The organism is Kerstersia gyiorum (genome assembly GCF_048595715.1).
Lineage (GTDB): Bacteria > Pseudomonadota > Gammaproteobacteria > Burkholderiales > Burkholderiaceae_B > Kerstersia > Kerstersia gyiorum.
Window position 1 is genome coordinate 350,172 of the sequence record NZ_CP169556.1, and the last position, 17,433, is coordinate 367,604.

At 63.7% G+C, this 17,433-nt stretch carries 18 protein-coding genes and 1 tRNA gene; 5 read left to right on the top strand and 14 right to left on the bottom strand.

Features of this window, described 5'->3' with window-relative positions; genetic code table 11:
- Positions 1 to 190: 190 nt before the first annotated feature.
- The 7 genes from ACEW7X_RS01525 to ACEW7X_RS01555 all read right to left on the bottom strand — a co-directional run bounded on the left by ACEW7X_RS01525 (position 191) and on the right by ACEW7X_RS01555 (position 6,786).
- Positions 191 to 1,546 (bottom strand): MFS transporter, encoded by a 1,356-nt coding sequence (locus ACEW7X_RS01525; RefSeq protein WP_068371306.1) that lies wholly within the window; start codon positions 1,544 to 1,546, stop codon positions 191 to 193.
- 314 nt (positions 1,547 to 1,860) lie between these two features.
- Positions 1,861 to 2,061 carry a 2-hydroxymuconate tautomerase family protein gene (locus tag ACEW7X_RS01530; protein ID WP_068371302.1) on the bottom strand — a complete coding sequence of 67 codons (201 nt, stop codon included), beginning with the start codon at positions 2,059 to 2,061 and terminating at the stop codon, positions 1,861 to 1,863.
- A 13-nt stretch (positions 2,062 to 2,074) separates the two neighbouring features.
- On the bottom strand, positions 2,075 to 2,878 hold the full coding sequence (gene dmpH / locus ACEW7X_RS01535) for a 2-oxo-3-hexenedioate decarboxylase (protein WP_257741166.1): 804 nt from the start codon (positions 2,876 to 2,878) through the stop codon (positions 2,075 to 2,077).
- Between the two features lie 11 nt (positions 2,879 to 2,889).
- Positions 2,890 to 3,675 carry a 2-oxopent-4-enoate hydratase gene (gene dmpE / locus ACEW7X_RS01540; RefSeq protein ID WP_068371296.1) on the bottom strand — a complete coding sequence of 262 codons (786 nt, stop codon included), beginning with the start codon at positions 3,673 to 3,675 and terminating at the stop codon, positions 2,890 to 2,892.
- Positions 3,676 to 3,682: 7 nt separating this feature from the next.
- A complete protein-coding gene (locus ACEW7X_RS01545; protein ID WP_068371295.1) occupies positions 3,683 to 5,143 on the bottom strand; it encodes a 2-hydroxymuconic semialdehyde dehydrogenase in 1,461 nt (486 codons plus the stop codon).
- Positions 5,144 to 5,233: 90 nt separating this feature from the next.
- Positions 5,234 to 5,926 carry a class II aldolase/adducin family protein gene (locus ACEW7X_RS01550; RefSeq protein WP_253103090.1) on the bottom strand — a complete coding sequence of 231 codons (693 nt, stop codon included), beginning with the start codon at positions 5,924 to 5,926 and terminating at the stop codon, positions 5,234 to 5,236.
- A complete protein-coding gene (locus ACEW7X_RS01555) occupies positions 5,923 to 6,786 on the bottom strand; it encodes a VOC family protein (RefSeq protein ID WP_127773041.1) in 864 nt (287 codons plus the stop codon). Before ACEW7X_RS01555 ends, ACEW7X_RS01550 begins: the two co-directional genes overlap by 4 nt.
- A gap of 99 nt (positions 6,787 to 6,885) precedes the next feature.
- On the opposite strand from ACEW7X_RS01555, the gene ACEW7X_RS01560 reads away from it, so the two are divergent.
- Positions 6,886 to 7,788 (top strand): LysR family transcriptional regulator, encoded by a 903-nt coding sequence (locus ACEW7X_RS01560; protein ID WP_068371288.1) that lies wholly within the window; start codon positions 6,886 to 6,888, stop codon positions 7,786 to 7,788.
- Positions 7,789 to 8,028: 240 nt separating this feature from the next.
- Here ACEW7X_RS01560 and ACEW7X_RS01565 read toward each other — a convergent pair whose 3' ends face one another.
- Both ACEW7X_RS01565 and ACEW7X_RS01570 read right to left on the bottom strand, forming a co-directional pair.
- The gene (locus ACEW7X_RS01565) at positions 8,029 to 8,868 is read right to left on the bottom strand and encodes a class III extradiol dioxygenase family protein (protein WP_420177520.1); all 840 of its coding nucleotides are present in this window, start codon (positions 8,866 to 8,868) and stop codon (positions 8,029 to 8,031) included.
- A 40-nt stretch (positions 8,869 to 8,908) separates the two neighbouring features.
- The gene (locus ACEW7X_RS01570; RefSeq protein ID WP_068371281.1) at positions 8,909 to 9,250 is read right to left on the bottom strand and encodes a protocatechuate 4,5-dioxygenase subunit alpha; all 342 of its coding nucleotides are present in this window, start codon (positions 9,248 to 9,250) and stop codon (positions 8,909 to 8,911) included.
- 81 nt (positions 9,251 to 9,331) lie between these two features.
- Between ACEW7X_RS01570 and ACEW7X_RS01575 the strand changes: the two genes are divergently transcribed.
- The gene (locus ACEW7X_RS01575; RefSeq protein WP_127773043.1) at positions 9,332 to 10,264 is read left to right on the top strand and encodes a LysR family transcriptional regulator; all 933 of its coding nucleotides are present in this window, start codon (positions 9,332 to 9,334) and stop codon (positions 10,262 to 10,264) included.
- Between the two features lie 252 nt (positions 10,265 to 10,516).
- Positions 10,517 to 11,224: a TerC family protein gene (locus ACEW7X_RS01580; protein WP_257741169.1), complete on the top strand. Its 708-nt coding sequence runs from the start codon at positions 10,517 to 10,519 to the stop codon at positions 11,222 to 11,224.
- Between the two features lie 295 nt (positions 11,225 to 11,519).
- Here ACEW7X_RS01580 and ACEW7X_RS01585 read toward each other — a convergent pair.
- The 5 genes from ACEW7X_RS01585 to ACEW7X_RS01605 form a co-directional block, all read right to left on the bottom strand.
- Positions 11,520 to 11,594 (bottom strand) — tRNA-Arg (locus ACEW7X_RS01585).
- Between the two features lie 71 nt (positions 11,595 to 11,665).
- A complete protein-coding gene (locus ACEW7X_RS01590) occupies positions 11,666 to 13,159 on the bottom strand; it encodes an amino acid permease (RefSeq protein ID WP_127773045.1) in 1,494 nt (497 codons plus the stop codon).
- Between the two features lie 94 nt (positions 13,160 to 13,253).
- Positions 13,254 to 13,841 (bottom strand): YceI family protein, encoded by a 588-nt coding sequence (locus ACEW7X_RS01595; RefSeq protein ID WP_420177521.1) that lies wholly within the window; start codon positions 13,839 to 13,841, stop codon positions 13,254 to 13,256.
- Positions 13,842 to 13,925: 84 nt separating this feature from the next.
- Positions 13,926 to 14,483, bottom strand: a complete 558-nt coding sequence (locus ACEW7X_RS01600; protein WP_068371266.1) for a YceI family protein — start codon at positions 14,481 to 14,483, stop codon at positions 13,926 to 13,928.
- Entirely contained in the window at positions 14,480 to 15,058 is a 579-nt protein-coding gene (locus ACEW7X_RS01605) for a cytochrome b (RefSeq protein WP_257741171.1), read from the bottom strand. Before ACEW7X_RS01605 ends, ACEW7X_RS01600 begins: the two co-directional genes overlap by 4 nt.
- A gap of 225 nt (positions 15,059 to 15,283) precedes the next feature.
- Here ACEW7X_RS01605 and ACEW7X_RS01610 point away from each other — a divergent pair, with 225 nt between their 5' ends.
- The gene (locus ACEW7X_RS01610) at positions 15,284 to 15,982 is read left to right on the top strand and encodes a heavy metal response regulator transcription factor (protein WP_130487590.1); all 699 of its coding nucleotides are present in this window, start codon (positions 15,284 to 15,286) and stop codon (positions 15,980 to 15,982) included.
- Entirely contained in the window at positions 15,979 to 17,427 is a 1,449-nt protein-coding gene (locus ACEW7X_RS01615; protein ID WP_420177522.1) for a heavy metal sensor histidine kinase, read from the top strand. The genes ACEW7X_RS01610 and ACEW7X_RS01615 overlap by 4 nt, the downstream gene beginning before the upstream one ends.
- Positions 17,428 to 17,433 lie beyond the last annotated feature (6 nt).

Here is a 17,433-nt window from a genome sequence, read left to right on the forward strand (position 1 = left end):
CCGTGGCAATAAGTGCGAAACGCCCGCAGCAGCAGGGCTGGCGGGCAGGAGCCGGGGCAATGAAGGGAGAGTCGCGGGCAGGGGGATACTGGCACGCGGTAGCTGGCAGGCCGCCGGCCTGGGCCGGCGGACAGCAGGAGGAACGGCGGATGAACGGGGGCGGCGCGAGCCTGCCGCCCCGGAAATCCGGTCAGGCGTTGGTGGCGGGGATGGCGGCCGGTGCGCTGCGCTGGCGTGCCAGGCTCATGCGATACAGGATGAAAATGGCAGCCGAACCGATCAATACCGGCAGGGCGAGCCAGTGGAAGAAGACTTGCGACGAACCGGCCGAAGCGATCATCCAGGCGCCCAGCATGGAACCGACGATGGAGCCGAAGCGGCCATTGGCCATGGCGTAACTGACGCCGGTCACGCGTGCGGACGTCGGGTAGATCGTTGCCGATACCAGGTTCAGGCCGTTCTGGGCGCCGGCGACGCCGAAACCGATCAGGAAGACAGCGGCGGCCAGTTGATAGATATCACCCATCATATAGCCGGTCAGGGCGATGATGACGGCCGCGCCCAGATACGACAGGGCCAGCACGCGATAGGGGCCGACGCGGTCCATCAGCAGGGCCATCAGGATGGCGCCTACCGTGCCGCCCAGCGGTACCATGGCGCCGACACGCGAGGCGTGGGCGATGTCATAGCCGGCATCCTTGAGGATGGTGGGCAGCCAGCTCGTCAGCAGATAGAACACGAACAGCGAGCAGAAGAAAGCGACCCATAGCAGCAAGGTCTGCACCGTGCGGCCTTCGGCGAACAGGTTGCTGACCGGGGAACGGCTTTGCGCGGGGCGCTCGTCGTCCAGGATGGTGACGCCGGTCCAGGGCTTGCCGGTAATGCGCTGCACGACTTTGTGCAGGGCGTCGGCGTGCTTGGGGCTGGAGGCCATGAAGCGCACCGATTCGGGCATCAGCCAGGCCAGCAGGGGCAGCATCAGCAGGGGCACAGCGCCGCCGAAAATCAGCACGCCGCGCCAGCCGTAGGCGGGAATGATTTGCCCGGCAAGCAGGCCTCCCAGCGCCAGGCCGGCGGTGAAGCCGCTCCAGCTGAGGGTTACCATGATCATGCGGCGGCGCGCCGGCGAGTACTCGGAGCTGAGCGTGATGCAGGTGGGCATCGCACCGCCCAGGCCGATACCCGTCAGAAAGCGCAGGACGGTCAGGGATTCGATCGAATGGGCGTAGGCCGTGGCCAGCGTGCCCAGGCCGAAGACCAGCACGGACACCAGCAGCACGCGCTTGCGGCCGATGGCATCGGCGACAGGCCCGAAAATCAGGCTGCCGACCATCAGGCCGATCAGCCCGGCACCGAAGGCAGGGGATAGTTGCGAGGCTTCCAGGCCCCATTCTTCACGCAGCGAAGGGGCGATATAGCCGATGACCGCAGTGTCGAAACCGTCCACCAGGACGATCAGGAAACACAGGGTAAGAATGATGATCTGGAACGGCGATATCCTGGCGTTGTCGATGATATCGCCGATTCTGGCGGTTTTCTGGTTCATGTTGTCTCCTCATTGCTCGGTTTTTTTTACCACCTGTCGTATCGGGCGCAGGGGTTTTCTGGGTTTCAGGTACTGCGACTGCTTTGCATCGGCATCCTGCAGGCCACGGGCGGCGTTGCGGGACAAACATGCCAGCCCGGCCGCTGCACGGAGGCAGCGGCCGGGCCTGGCAAAAACGTTCCAGGGTTCCAGGCCTGGAACGTCCACCTGCCCGGCGCGGCGCAGTCCGGGGCCGGAGCCGAGTGCGCAGGGCAAATGATGGGTGGCGAATCTTATTTCCGGTTCGACTTTTCCTGAAAGTGGGAGGTTTCTGATCAGGCGCCGGGCTGGCGGCGTTCAGCCAGCGTCACACCGCCGGAGGCCCAGTGCGTTTCCGGCACTTCCTGCAGCAGCACCCGGACACTGGCCACGGGCGCGTCCAGGCTGCGAGCGATGGCCTCGGTCACGTTGCTCAGCAACGCGCGCTTGGTTTCCTCACTGCGGCCGGCCGCGATATGGATCATGGCGATGGGCATGGCTGTGCTCCGCTCAGGCCTGCTTGCCGGACACGAAGCGCATGGAAACGCTGCCCAGGTGCTGGTAGCGCACCGTGATGCAGTCGCCTGCGGCAACGGTGATGGCTTCGGTGATGCCGCCGGTCATGATGAAGGTGCCGGCCGGAATTTCTCGGCCTTGCGCGCCCAGCATGTTGGCCAGCATCGCGACGCTCTGCGCCGGATGGCCCAGCACGGCGGCGCCGGCGCCGGTGGCAACCACTTCGCCGTTCTTTTCCAGCACGACGCCCAGGCATTTCAGGTCCAGGCCTTCGACACCGGCCATCTGGCCGCCGGTCACGAAACGCGCCGAGGACGTGTTGTCGGCAATGACGCTCTTCAGGTCGAAATTGAAGTTCTTGTAGCGCGAGTCGATCACTTCCACGGCGGGCAGCACGAAGTCGGTCGCAGCCAGCACGTCACCGATATGACAGCCCGGCCCCTTGAGCGGGTGCTTCAGGACAAAGGCGATTTCTGCTTCGACCTTGGGGTGGATCAGGGTATCGACATCAATGGCCGAGCCTTCCAGGCAGGAGCCATAGTCGGTCAGGAAGCCATGGATGGGCTCGGTCACGCCCATTTGCCGCATTTTGGCAAAGGAGGTCAGGCCCATTTTCAGGCCGGCGATGCGTACCCCGCGCGCTTCCTTGCGCTGGCGGATAGCGTTCTGGATGGCGTAGGCGTCGTCCCAGTCCATGTCGGGATGGGTTTCGGTAATTTTCGCGACTTCGGTGCGCGTCAGCTCGGCCTGTTCCAGGTGTTCAGCCAGTTGGGCAATGGTGTCAGCGGATAATTTCATGATGCATTCCTTCAAGCAAAGCGGACGGAGGCCGAGCCTATGCCGCCCAGACTGATGCGCAGGTGGTCGCCGGCCTGCACCGGCACCATGGCGGCCAGCGAACCGGACAGGATGACTTCACCCGGTTCCAGCGCGATGCCCAGCTGGCCCAGCGTGTTGGCGAGCCAGGCCACGGCATTGGCCGGATGGCCCAGCGCGGCCGCGCCTGCGCCGGTGGCGACGACCTCACCGTTCTTTTCCAGCGTCATGCCGACGCAGGCCAGGTCCACATCGCGCGGGTCAGCGCCACGGTCGCCCAGCACGAAGACGCCGGCGGAAGCGTTGTCGGCCACGGTGTCCTGGATCTTGATCTTCCAGTCGCGGATGCGCGAATCGACGATTTCAAAGCAGGGCATGACATAGGCCGTGGCGCGCAGCACGTCGGCCACGGTAATGCCGGGGCCGCGCAGCGCATGCTTGAGCACGAAGGCGATTTCGCCTTCGGCCTTGGGCGCGATCAGGTCGCTGGCGGCAATGCTGGCGCCATCGGCGTACAGCATGTCCGACAGCAGCATGCCGAAATCCGGCTGGTCGACTTTCAGCATGTCCATGACCACCTTGCTGGTCACGCCGATTTTCTTGCCGACGATACGGGCGCCGGCCGCCAGGCGCGGCGCCAGCATGGCCTGCTGGATTTCATAGGCCTGCGCCAGCGTCATGTCCGGATGCGATTCGGTCAGCGGCGCCACGGGCTGGCGGCGGGCCAGCGCTTCATGCAGTTCCTGGCCCAGGGTCTGGATGTGTTGGGGGTTCAGCATGCCGGGCTCACAGGCGCACGCAGACGTTGCGCAGTTCGGTGTAGAACTCCAGCGAATGCACGCCGCCTTCACGGCCGATGCCGGATTGCTTGGCGCCGCCGAAGGCGGTACGCAGGTCGCGCAGGAACCAGGAATTGATCCAGCACACGCCGACTTCCAGTGCGCTGCCCATACGGTGCGCCACCTGCAGGTCCGTGGTCCAGACGCTGGCGGCCAGGCCATACGGCGTGTCGTTGGCCAGTGCAACCACTTCTTCCTCGGTGTCGAAGGGGGCGATATGGCAGCATGGCCCGAAAATTTCTTCGCGCACGACGGCCGAGGATTCGGCCAGACCGGTCCAGATGGTGGGCTCGAACCAGGCGCCTTCGGCCAGGTGCGCAGGCATGTCGGGAATCTTGCCGCCGTGGACGACGGTGGCGCCGTCGGCAACGGCCTGGCGGCAGTAGGACAGGATCTTTTCGCGGTGTCCCAGCGAAATGACCGGGCCCATCTGGGTATCGTGGTGCTGCGGGTCGCCAATGCGGATGCTGGCGGCGTAGGCCTTGAACTCAGCGACGAAGCGATCGAACAGCGGGCGCTGCACGTAGATGCGCTCGGTGCCCAGGCAGACCTGGCCGCTGTTTTCGAACACGGCGCGGCCCAGGCCCTTGATGGTTTTTTCCAGGTCGGCGTCGGCGAATACGATACCGGCATTCTTGCCGCCCAATTCGAGCGACACCGGACGAATGCCCTTGGCCGCAGCCTTGGTAATGATTTCGCCGGTGCGGGTTTCACCGGTGAAGGTCACGCCATCGACGTCCGGATGCGCCGTCAGGAAGGAGCCGGCGGAATCGCCGCCGAAACCATGCACCACGTTATAGACGCCCGGCGGGACACCGGCTTCGTTCATGACTTCGCCCAGCAGCGTGGCGGTGGCCGGCGTTTCTTCCGAGGGTTTCACGACCACGGTATTGCCGCAGGCCAGCGCCGGGCCGACCTTCCAGGTCATCAGCAACAGCGGCAGGTTCCACGGACAGACCACGGCGATCACACCGCGAGGCGCGCGCACGGCATAGTTCACGGCCTTGCCGCCGTCAGGCGTGTCCATCATGAAGCTTTCGGTCGGCACGTTCTTCATCAGGTCGGCGAAGACCTTGAAGTTCGCCGCGCCGCGCGGAATGTCCAGGTGGCCGGCCAGGTGCACCGGCTTGCCGGTATCGGCCACTTCGGCGGCCAGGAATTCGTCCTGGCGGCGCAGGATGCCGTCGGCCACCTTGTGCAACAGCTCCATGCGCTGCGCGACCGTCATCTTGCCCCAGGGGCCGCGCAGCGCGGCGCGGGCGGCACGCACGGCGGCATCGACTTCCTGTTCGCCGGCTTCATGCACCATGCCAACCAGGCTGTTGTCGGCAGGATTGCGGTTCTCGAAGGTGCGAGGGCTGGAAACCCATTCGCCGTTGATGAAGTGACGGAATTCTTTGGCAGACATACTGTATTCCTTTGTGTTGCTTATCTATGGATTCAGGCCATTGCCGGAGGCGGGTGCGCAACCCGGGCCGGCATGGCGTGTGGCGGCGCGTCAGGCCGCTTCGGGGTCGCCCACCGTGAGGTAGTCCCACATGCGTTCGTAGATCCGGCCATTGCGGGTCGCACGTTGCTCGCAGGTCCGGGCGTCCAGGGCCGGTCGGCCTTGTTCCAGGCCGGCGCTGCGCAGCGCCAGTTCAATGCGGGCAGCATCTTCCAGGTACCAGGTCAGCGTCAGGGCCTCGACCAGCGAATCCCCGGCGACGATGGCGCCATTGCCGCGCATGGCAAGCGCCTTGCCCTGGCCGAACAGTTCGCCCAGCGCACTGGCCTGTTCATCGGTGCGCAGCAGTTGCACATCGTCCCAGAGCGGGATGCCGGGCTGGAAATACGTGCCCATGCCATGACGCGGTTGCGGCGTCAGGCCGGCACAGGACAGGGCCATGAGCTGCGGCGGCATGCTGCGGATCACGGCGCCGATATCGGCGCGGCGCTGGTAGATCTGCTGGTGGATGCGGACTTCACCGAGCACCCCTTCGGGCAGTTCACCGCGGACGGGCACCACGGTGCCCGCATCGTCCGGCAGGATCAGGCCCATGGGCTTGGCGGCGCAGACCAGAAAATGATCGGCATCCAGGCGCAGGCTGCAATGGCCGTAGGCATGGGCCAGGCCGGCGCGCGACAGGGCGCGCGCCGCCATGCGGACTTCACGTTGCTGGAGCGCAGTCGCGGCGGGCTGCGCGCTCATGACCGGAACTCCGGGATGTCGGGCTTCGCGCCCCACATGCAGAAGGATTCCGGAATGCCGGGGAATTGGCGCGGCTGGTGCGTGGCTTCCTGTTCCGGGCTGATGTGGCTGACCCCGGTGGAGTATTCGTAGGTCATGCCGTCCGGGCCTTCGAAGTACAGGAACACCGCGCCCGAGGTCGGGTGGCGGCCCGGCCCGAAGAGTATCTTGACGCCGCGCGATAGCAGGAAATAGTAGGCGCGCATCACGTCGTCGATGCTTTCGACCTGGTGATTGATATGTTGCACGCCCGCGTGCTTGGAGGGGAACAGGGCGATCTTGTGGTGTACTTCGTCGATGCGCAGCAAAGGCGCTTCGCCGATGCGGTCGCTGACGCGGGCGCTGGCCAGGCCGGTCCAGAATTGCTCGTCGCGGCGGGCGTCCAGCGTGCGCAGGCCGATATGGCTGAAGCCGGTGATGCCTGCGTCGCGGCTGGCGAAATAACGGCGGCCGCTGGCCTGCGGGCGCAGTACCAGTTCGATATTGTTGCCGCTGGGGTCCTGGAAGCGGATCAGGTCATCGACGTAGCGGACTTCCGCATCTGCACGCGAGCCATGCACGACGTGGAACTTGTTCTGTTCCAGCAGGACGGCGGCGCTTTCCAGTTCTTCAGGCGAGGTGACTTCGAAAGCCGTGGTGGTTTCGTTGGGGTCGCCTTCGTAGTAGCACAGCGTATGGTCGCGGTCGTCGGACCGGAAGTAAATCGCGCCATTGGCCTCCCGGGCAACTTGCAAACCGAGGATTTCGGTTGCATAGCGGCGTGCGTCTCCGAGATTTTTTGTGCCAAGGCGGACATAACGGATGTCGTGCAGATTGATCATTTGTCTGCTCCTTGATTGCTTTTTTTAGTGGACTCATTCTGGCAGTTGCCTTCTAATCAGAAAAGCCACTTCTGTTTATTCGCACTATTTGATTTGCTTATGGTTCCCCGCACCGATCTCAACCTGCTCCGGGTGTTGCTCGCCATTTATGAAACGGGCAATGTGACGGCAGCGGCCAAGCAATTGGGCATCAGCCAGCCTGCCGCAAGTGCGGCGCTGGCGCGCCTGCGCCTCTCGCTGGGCGACCCTCTGTTCATCCGTTCGGGCGCACGCATGGAAGCCACGCCCAGGGCGCTGGGCGTGATTGGGCGCACCCGCGAAGTGCTGGAAATCATCGACCGCGACATCCTGCGCGGCCCCCAGTTCGACCCATCTCGGACCGAGCATGAATTCGTGCTGTGCCTGAGCGAGGTAGGCGAAATCGTCTTCCTGCCTGCCTTGTTCGAGCGCCTGCGGCGCGTCGCGCCCAAGGCCAGGCTGCGTACCATCAGCCTGGACCCCGACGCCCTGACGGAAAACCTGCACGACGGCAAGGTGGACGCGGTGCTGGGCTATTTCCCGGACCTGACCGACCCGCACATATATCAGCAGCGCCTGTTTTCGCATGACTTGACCTGCATGTTGCGCGAAGGCCATCCGTTGGCCGGCGAGCGCCTGTCGCTGGAGGATTTCTGTGCAGCCGACCACCTGCAGGTGCGCGACGGCAGCCGGCGCCAGGAAATGTTCGATGCTTACCTGGCCGGGACCGGCGTCAGGTTGAACGTTGTACTGAAGACGGCGCACTACATGAGTGTGCCTTCGCTCATCGAGCAGTCCGACCTAATCGTGGTGCTGCCGCGCACGGTGGCGGATCTGTACGCGCACAGCGTCAATGTGCAGACCATCGAGCCGCCGATAGACATTGCCCGCTACGACCTGAAGCAATACTGGCACGCCCGCTTCCAGCAGGACCCCAGGAATGTCTGGTTCCGGCGCCTGATCACGGATGTGTTTGCGGAGTAGCCGGCGCACAGGCGAGGCGTGCGTCTCTGCTCAATTTTTGATCGGTGTGTTGCAGTGCCTTGATGCCATTGGGTTTTCCGTGGCTGTGCAAGGGCTGCCAACAGGGTTGTTCACAGCGGGTGTGGACATTATTGGCGGGCGGCTGGCCGGGCAAAAAAAATGCCAGACACGTGCGCGTCTGGCGAAAAACCAGGCCATGGCTGGCCTGGGGCCGGATGAGGAGGCATCAGGCGATGAAACTCAGGCAACAGGCTCCAGCAGCTGTACGCCGGATGCGGTGTTGGAAATCGGGATGTGATAGTTGCGGTGGACTTCGCGCACGTGCTCGCCCAGCGCGCCACGGGTGGCCAGCCACATCAGCAGTTCGATCCCTTGCGTGCCCGCGAGTTCGACCAATTGATGGATGCTGAACTGCGTGGCCCAGCGCGGCTCCTTGACCAGGCTGTCCATGAATTCCAGGTCGAAGTTCTTGTTGATGAAGCCGGCGCGCTCGCCGTCGAGCTGGTGCGACAGGCCGCCGGTGCCCAGGAAGGCCACCCGCTTGCTGCTGTCCCAGTTGCGCACTGCCTGGCCGATGGTGGCGCCCAGGTCGTAGCAGCGCTTGGCGGACGGCAGGGGAAACTGCACGGTGTTGATATTCACCGGCACGACCGTCACAGGCCACTGCTGGTCCGGCCAGAGCAGGGCCATGGGCAGCGTGAACGCGTGGTCCACCAGCATTTCCTGACAGGTGACCGGGTCGAACTCATGGGCCACCAACGCTTCGATCAGGTGCCACGACAGCGTTTGCTCACTCTTGAATGCCGGGACTTGCGGGATGCCCCAGCCTTCGTCCGCATTGCTGTAGCTGGGCGCTGCGCCGATGGCGAAGGTCGGCATTTTGTCGAGGAAAAAGTTCAGTCCGTGGTCGTTGTAGAACACGACGACGACATCGGGACGCTGGCGTGCCAGCCATTCCCGCACTGGCGGAAAACCGTCGAAGAAAGGTTTCCAGTAGGGGTCTTGCTGCAGTTCCAGCGCGATGGCGCGGCCGATGGCTGGAACATGGGAAGTGAGAATGCCGCCGACGATGGTAGCCATGATGAATATCCTTGTTCTGTATGTCTGTCCCGGGCCGGGTTCAATCCTTGGCGTAGGCCAGCAGCTTGGCCTTGAAGGCATCCTTGGTCATGCCGGTCTGCTGCGCGCCGAGGTCCTGCACGTCCAGTTTCAGGATGCCGGCGAACTTGGCCAGGTAGTAGACATTGCCGCCCGCATCTATCAGTTGCAGCACGTTGCGGTTGCGGATGGCGGCGCGCTGCGCTTCGTTCAGGCCGTAGCGCGTACAGTAGGCGTCTTCATCGGCCAGGAATGCGGCGCGGTTCTCCGCGTCATTGAAGGAAAAGCACATTTTGTTCAGTGCGTAGCCACGCATGGCCAGTTCGCCGTCGAACAGTCTGGTGCCCGGAATTTCATGTGACATGCCTGCCTCCGCAAGGGGATAATGGAGGCAAGTATTCCCTTATTGGCAATATGGATAAAGGCCTCTTCAGTCATGAAACCCATGAACGATTTCGATCATTTGGATCTGGATGGCCGGTTGCTGCAGTTGCTTTGGGTGGTCTACGAGGAAGGCTCGGTCACCCGTGCCGCCCAGCGCCTGGGGGTGACGCAGTCTGCCGTCAGCCATGGGCTGGACAAGCTGCGCGCCATTGCCGGCGATGCGCTGTTCGTGAAATCCGGGCGGGGCATTGCGCCGACTGCCATGGCTGGCGTGCTGGCCGAGCGTGCGCGCGGGCTGCTTGATGACCTGCGCCATTTCACCCTGGCGGCGGGTTTCGAGCCCTCACGCCTGAACATGAGCCTGACCATCGCCGCCAACGACCTGCAGCGCGACGTGCTGCTGCCGGGGCTGCTGCGCCGCCTGCGGGCGCAGGCGCCAGGCGTGAGCCTGCATGTCATTCCGTCCGGCGCGCCCACGCCAGCGGTCTTGCGCGAACAGCATTGCGATCTGCTGATTACGCCGCGTCCGCCGCTGGGCGACGACATTTACCAGAAGCGCCTGTTCGAGGACAGTTATTGCATCTTCCACGACGCCGCGCAATGCATCGCGCCGGCCAGCATGAAGGCCTACCGCGCTGCCGAGCACGTCACCGTGCTGTACGAACCCAGGCGCATGCTGGATATCGACGAGTGGATGCTGCGCAAGGGCGTGCAGCGGCGCTTCGTGGCCACGGTGCCCGGCATGGCGGCGCTGGGCGCGATGCTGCATGGCGGGCCGTGGGTCGCCACGGCGCCGTCGCTGCTCGCCCTGGGGGCGCTGCGCGGCCTGGCTACGGCGCCCGTGCCGCTGGAAACGCCGTCCATGCCCATGTATATGGTGTGGCACCAGCGGCATCAGGACGACCCGGTGCATCGCTGGCTGCGCGGACATGTGGCGGATGTTGCGCAGCAGCAGGGACAAGTGCGCTATACTGCCGCCAATCAAGGGGAGTAGCTTACTTCCGGAGCATCGTCATGACGGATGCGCGCCCAAGCGGCGTTCATCCCGGTGCCCGGGCGGCGCTTGGCGCTGCTAGCAAGACCTTGCCATCAAGGGCAAGGTCCGTGCGCATGAAACTCCGTCTGCATGCTGGCCTGGTCCTGACGGATCGGGCCATTTTTGTTTCCAGCATGTCGTTGCGGAGCGGTGATGGTTCCGATCTGGTTTTCAGATCAATGAATAGCCTGTTTTGAGGATAGACGAACCATGCTGGAATTTTTTCAGACACTGAGCTGGGCAGCGGTTTTCCAGATCATCTTGATCGACATTCTGCTGGGCGGCGATAACGCGGTGGTGATCGCGCTGGCATGCCGCAACCTGCCGGCCGACAAGCGCATGAAGGGTATTCTGTGGGGGACGGCCGGTGCCATCCTGCTGCGTGTCGCGCTGATCGCCTTTGCCCTGACCCTGCTCGAAGTGCCGTTCCTGAAGGTGGTGGGCGCGATACTGTTGGTTTGGATCGGTATCAAGCTGCTGATCCCTGACCACGATGCCCATGGCAAGATAGAAGGCGGCGCCTCGGTCCTGTCCGCGGTCAAGACCATCATCATCGCCGACCTGGTCATGAGCCTGGACAACGTGATCGCCATCGCCGGTGCAGCCCAGGGCGCGCATGCCGACCATCAGCTGGGGCTGGTGATCTTCGGCCTGCTGGTCAGCGTGCCCATCATCATCTGGGGCAGCACGCTGGTGCTCAAGTTGATAGACCGTTTTCCGCTGGTTATCGTGTTCGGTGCGGGCCTGCTGGGCTGGCTGGCGGGCGGCATGCTGCTGACCGATGCCGTGTTCAAGGAACATATCGGCGAACCTTCCAGCCTGCTGCACATCGGTGTCGGTGTCGCGGGCGCCGCGCTGGTCGTGGGCGTGGGCCTGTGGCTGGGCCGTCGCAAGCAGGCGAAGGCGGCCGCGCATTAAGGTCCGCGACATCCAGGCCGGCCACCAGTAAACGGCGGTCACCTTTAAGGGCAGTCACCATGAAGGGCTGCCACGATTAAGTGGCCGCTGCATCAGGGCCGTTCTACATCAGGGTTTGCTTTCAAGGCCGCAGGTTCATCCTGCGGCCATTTGTCCCGCACAGGAAGCCACCTGCTTGCACCATGAAAAAAACCGCTGGCAAATTTGCGAGCGGTTTTTCGTTTTCATGGCGCCGGTATCCGGGATTGCGCCACGGCATGCAATGTGGCGGGGCGTACTGGCGGCAGTGCGTATCTGGCGCGCCCGACAGGAATCGAACCTGTATCGAGAGCTTCGGAAACTCTAATTCTATCCATTGAACTACGGGCGCAGAGCCGACGATTGTACTCTGCTTTTCCATTTCCGTGTGGGCTGTCTCTCAGGCCCGCCGATGCACCCCTGTCAGGCCGATGTATCGGTCGGGAAGGTCATGTCGGCATAGCGCACGAAACGGGTCTTCTTGACCAGGCGGTAGCCCAGCCAGATCAGCAGGAACAGGGGGATGCCGATATAGGTGGCGATGGCGCCGACCCAGTCGATGCGTTCTTGCAGGAACGCGTTGTAGTTCTGTCCCAGCGTGATGATCAGGCACAGCACAAAGGCGAAGATCGGGCCGAACGGGAACAGGCCGGCGCGGTAAGGCAGGGCGTCCAGGTCCAGGCCGCGCTTGATGTAGCCTTTGCGGAATCGGTAGTGGCTGACCGAGATGCTGATCCAGGCGATGAATTCCGTCATGCCCGCCGTGTTGAGCAGCCAGATATAGACCACTTTCGGGCTGAAGATGGAACTGACGAAGCACAGCGCGGCCAGGGCGCTGGTGGCCAGCAGGGCATAGAGCGGCACGCCGTTGCGGGTCAGGCGTGCCAGCATGCGCGGCGCCTTGCCTTCCGTGGCGAGATTGAACAGCATGCGCGTGGCGGCATACATGCCGGAGTTGCCGGCCGACAGCACCGAGGTGAGGATGACGGCATTCATGACCGCTGCCGCGGACAGCAGGCCGGCGCGCTCGAACACCAGCGTGAAGGGGCTGACGCTGACGTCGGCCACATCATTGCGCAACAGCTGGGGGTCGGTATAGGGAATGAGCAGGCCGATCACCAGAATGGCCAGCACGTAGAACAGCAGGATGCGCCAGAACACCTGCTTGGCGGCCTTGGGGATACTGACCCTGGGGTTTTCGGATTCGCCGGCGGCCACGCCGATGAGTTCCGTGCCCTGGAAGGAGAAGGCCACGATCATGGCGACCCCGACCATGGCGGCGAAGTTGCCGGCAAAGGGTGCGTCGCCAATGGTCCAGTTCGACAGGCCGGTGCCTTCCGCGCCATGGATGATGCCGGCCAGCATGGCCAGCCCGGTGACGATGAAGATCACCACGGCCACGACTTTGATCAGTGCGAACCAGAATTCGCTTTCGCCGAAACCTTTGACGGATACGGCATTGAGGCCGAACATCAGCGCCAGGAAGAGCGCGCTCCAGAGGATGCCGGGCACGTCCGGCAGCCAGTAGGCCATGACGAGCTGCGCGGCGACCAGGTCGACGGCTACGGTAATGGCCCATGAATACCAGAAGTTCCAGCCCAGCGCGAAGCCGAAACCTTCTTCGACGTAGCGTGCGCCATAGGTGGCGAAGGAACCCGACACGGGCATGAAGGCGGCCAGTTCGCCCAGGCTGGTCATGATGAAGTAGACCATGCAGCCGATCAGCGCATAAGCCAGCAGCGCGCCGCCAGGGCCGACTTGCGCGATGGTGGCGCCCGAGGCCACGAACAGGCCGGTGCCTATCGCGCCGCCGATGGCGATCATGGTCAGGTGGCGGGTCTTGAGCGCACGCTGCAGGTGAGGTGCGGAAGAACTGTCCTGGTCTTGGCAGGACGTCGGTGGAGCGGGGTGAGTCATAAAAGCGGTTTCATACCGGTAAGGTTCGGCATCATACCGCCTGGGCCATCGGGATGCAGGACGGCGCCGGCAATCCGGCGCCGTCCGCAGGCCATTATTGCTGGATGGCTTCCAGCACCACGCGCAGCGTGACTTCGTCGCTGTTGACCGGCGCGAACTTGCTCATGCCGAACTCCGAACGGGTCAGCTTGACGCTGCCGGCCGCGCCCAGCGCGGGCTTCTTGGCCATCGGGTGATCAGCCAGCACGAAGTCGTCGATGGCGACGGTGACGTCCTTGGTCACACCCTTGATCGTCAGCTTGCCTTCGATCGAGGCGGGACGGTCGCCGTCGAAGATCACCTTATCGGACACAAAGGTTGCGGTCGGGTAAGCGCTGGTATCCAGGAAGTCCTTGGCCTGGATGTGGCCGTTGAAGCTTTCCAGGCCGGTGTTCACCGAACGGGTATCCACCGTGACATCGACCTTGCCGGTCTTGGCTTCAGTGTCGAGCACGATGGTGCCGGTTGCGTTGTTGAAGCGGCTGGTCTGGGTGCTCAGGCCCACGTGGCGGTAGGAAAAGCTGATAGCCGTGTGGCTGCCGTCGAGCACATAGGTGACGGGGGCGGCCAGGGCGGGCAGCGAGGCGCCAAGGGTCAGGGCGGCAGCCAGGCCGAGGCGGGTGCTGAGACGGGAAAGATTCATGTATGGCTCCGTGTGAAATCGAAAAAAATGGCTGATGCCGGTTCAATGCATAAACAGCAGGCTCAAGGCCGTGCCATCCCGCGCTCAGGGCGCAGGACGGGTGGCCAGCGAGAAGGAAATGCCGACCTGTGCCGCGACGATATCGGTGGCGGCCCAGGGGCCTTCGCCGATGGCGTAGTCGCCACGGGTAATGTCGAAGCGGCCTTCGAAAATGCCCAGGCCGTCTTTTTCGGTGAAGCGGGCGGGGATGGTCACCGGCTGGCTCTTGCCTTTGATGGTCAGCGTGCCGCTGGCTTCATAGGCCCCATCACCCACGGCCTTGATGGCTGTTGTGGCGAAACTGGCAATCGGGTGGCCGGAGACATCCAGCCATGATTCGGTGCGGACTTCGTCATTGCCTTCATCCGTGCCGGTATCGACGCTGTCGAGGAAAACCTCGACCGAGGCGCTTCCTTGCTCGGGCTTGGCGGGATCGAAGTCGATCTTGCCGGCGAATCGCGGGAAATCGCCATCCATCGCGACCCCCATTTGCGAGTAGTGGAAGCGAATCTGGCTTTTGCCTGTATCGACGTCCTGGTATGAGGCTGCCATGGCGTGCCAGGGCAGCAGGGCGGCAACTGCCGCGGCTATCAATGTTTTCATGCTTGAGAGCTCCTTTTTCCGGTGGCACAGGCGCAGCGCGGCAGCATCCGCGCCAGCAGGCCGTCTTTGTCGATGAACTGGTGTTTGAGGGCAGCCAGCGTGTGCAGCAGCAGCATGCCGAGGAAAGCGAAATTCAGGAAGGCGTGAACCTGCGCCAGGGTATCGCCCAGGGCACGGTCGCGGGCCAGCAGGTCGGGCAGCGGCAGCACGCCGAACCAGACAGTCTGCACGCCTTTGGCGGAACTCATGAGCCAGCCCGACAGGGGGATGGACAGCATGAGGGCATACAGCGCAAGATGGCCGCCGTGGGCTGCCAGGCGTTCCAGCCGGTTCATGTGCGCCGGCAGGGCCGGGGGCGGATGCCCCAGGCGGTAGCCTATGCGTACCAGCGCCAGCAGGAAGACCGTCACGCCTAGCCATTTGTGCCATGAATAGAGTTGCAGCTTGCCGGGTGAAAAGGGCAGGTCTTGCATGTAAAAGCCCAGCGCCAGGATGCCGGGCATCAGCAGGGCGATCAGCCAGTGCAGCAGCTTGGCGAAGGGAGCGTATTGCGTATCTTGTGGTTTCGGCATCATGGTGGACGGCAGACCGGGGCCGTCATGAAGCAAGGAATGGGTGCCATCTTAGGCCGCTGGCTCTGACCTGAAGATGACTGCTGGCTGACAAAAATGTCAGGCAGCAGTCAGCGCTTCGACGGCTGCCGCATGCTAGTTTTGAGCCCGTATGGCAGTATCTGGACAGTCCCGCTAGCCGGGGTGGTGACATGGAATGGCCGGCCTGGCCGGCAGGAGATTGAAAGCGTGCGTTTGCTGATTGTCGAAGACGAGGAAAAAACGGCTTCCTACCTGTATCGCGGCCTGACGGAGCAGGGCTACACCGTTGACCTGGCCAACAATGGCGTCGATGGCCTGCACTGCGCGCTGGAGCAGGATTATGACGTAGTCGTGCTGGATGTCATGCTGCCGCTGCAGGATGGCTTCCAGGTGCTGGCCGGACTGCGCCAGCGCAAGTGCACGCCAGTGCTCATGCTGTCAGCGCGTGGCGATGTGAATGACAGGGTGCGTGGCCTGCGGCAGGGCGCAGATGATTACTTGCCCAAGCCTTTTTCCTTTACTGAACTGGTGGCGCGGGTGCAGGCGCTGGCGCGGCGCCGCGGCACCGAGACGCCGGAGGCGACCAGTTTCCAGATCGGCGACCTGCACCTGGATCTGCTGGCGCGCAAGGTGACGCGCGCAGGTGTGCGGCTCGACCTGACTGCCAAGGAATTTGCGCTGCTGAGCCTGCTGGCGCGCCATGAAGGCGAGGTCATGTCCAAGCTGATGATCGCGGAACAGGTATGGGACATGAATTTCGATAGCGATGCAAATGTCGTGGAGGTTGCCGTCAAGCGGCTGCGGGCCAAGGTGGATGCGCCCTTCGGCACGCGTCTGCTGCACACCGTGCGCGGCATGGGCTATGTACTGGAAGAGCGTGACAGCACGCAGGAGGCGCAAGCATGAGCCGCGCCATGCCACTGCCTGCCGCAGCGCCAGTCCGGGATGAAAACGCGGCCCAGGCGCAGGCAGCCATGCGGCCGCGCCATCGTTCGTCCATTACGCGCCGCCTGGTGTGCATGTTCATCCTGCTGGGCACGCTGGTCTTCGCGGCCAGCGGCGTCTGGCTTTACCAGTACCTGGAGCGCACACTGCTCGAGCAGATCAGCGGCGAGCTGGAATTCCGCCATTCGCTGCTGGACCCCTTGCTGGCGGCCAGCGGCACGCCGGAACAATGGGCAACGGTACGCCGCAAGCTCGGCGACCTGGGCGGGCGCGACTCGCGCACGCGCTACTGGGTGTTGGGAGAGAACCCCGCCTATACCTTCGGCTCGGGCCCGGCGCAGCCTGAATGGCTGGGCAAACCGGAAGGTATTTCCATCATTCCGAACCTGAGCGGTGGCCGGGCCTGGGTGATTTTTACGCGTCTGCTGCCTGCGCATGGGGAACGGCCGGCCATCCGCTTCGTGACAGTCTCGGATTGCACCCCGTATTTCCAAACACTGGGAAAATTCCGGCAGAGCATGGTACTGACCTATCTTGTCGGGCTGGTGCTGATCGCCCTGCTGGCCTACGGCATTGCGCGTTTCGGGCTGGCGCCGCTGCGGCGTCTGAGCGCACAAGCGCGCAATCTGCCGGTAGGCAGCTTTAGCCAGCGCCTGGACGTACCTGCGCTGCCTGCTGAGCTTTGCGAGCTGGCCACGGCCTTCAATGGGGCGCTGGCGCGCCAGGAAGCGGCCTGGCAGCAGCTGGAAGCTTTCAATGCGAACGTGGCGCACGAGCTGCGCACGCCGCTGGGCAACCTGATGGGGCAGACCCAGGTCATGCTGGCGCAGCGCCGCAGCGTGGAAGAGTTGGAAAACCTGCTGGGCTCGAATATCGAGGAAATCGAGCGCCTGACTGGCATCGTCAACGACATGCTGTTCCTGTCATGCGCGGGCAGCGGCCAGCGGGCTGCCGACCTCAGCCGCGTATCGCTGCGTGCGGAGGCGCTGAAGACCATCGACTACCTGGAACCGGTGTTTGCCGATTATGACGTGGATGTCGTGGTGAGCGGGGATACCGAGGCGTCGATAGACCGGCGCCTGTTCCATCGGGCGCTGGGCAACCTGCTGCAGAATGGCGCACGCTATGCTGAACCGGGCAGCAGCCTGGAAGTGTTGCTGTCACGGGAGGGCAGCGACGTTGTGGCGGCGGTGGCCAATGTCGGGGAACCGATTCCGCCGGAGGTGGAGCAGCGCTTGTTCGAACGCTTCTACCGGGCGGACAGTTCGCGGGCGCAAAGCGACATGCACCACGGGTTGGGCCTGTCCATCGTGGCGGCAGTGGCCCGCATGCACGGCGGTACCGCCAGCGCCAGGCGTGAGCAAGGGCGCAATATTTTTGTGTTTACGATGCAGGCCGGTATCTGACCGCCG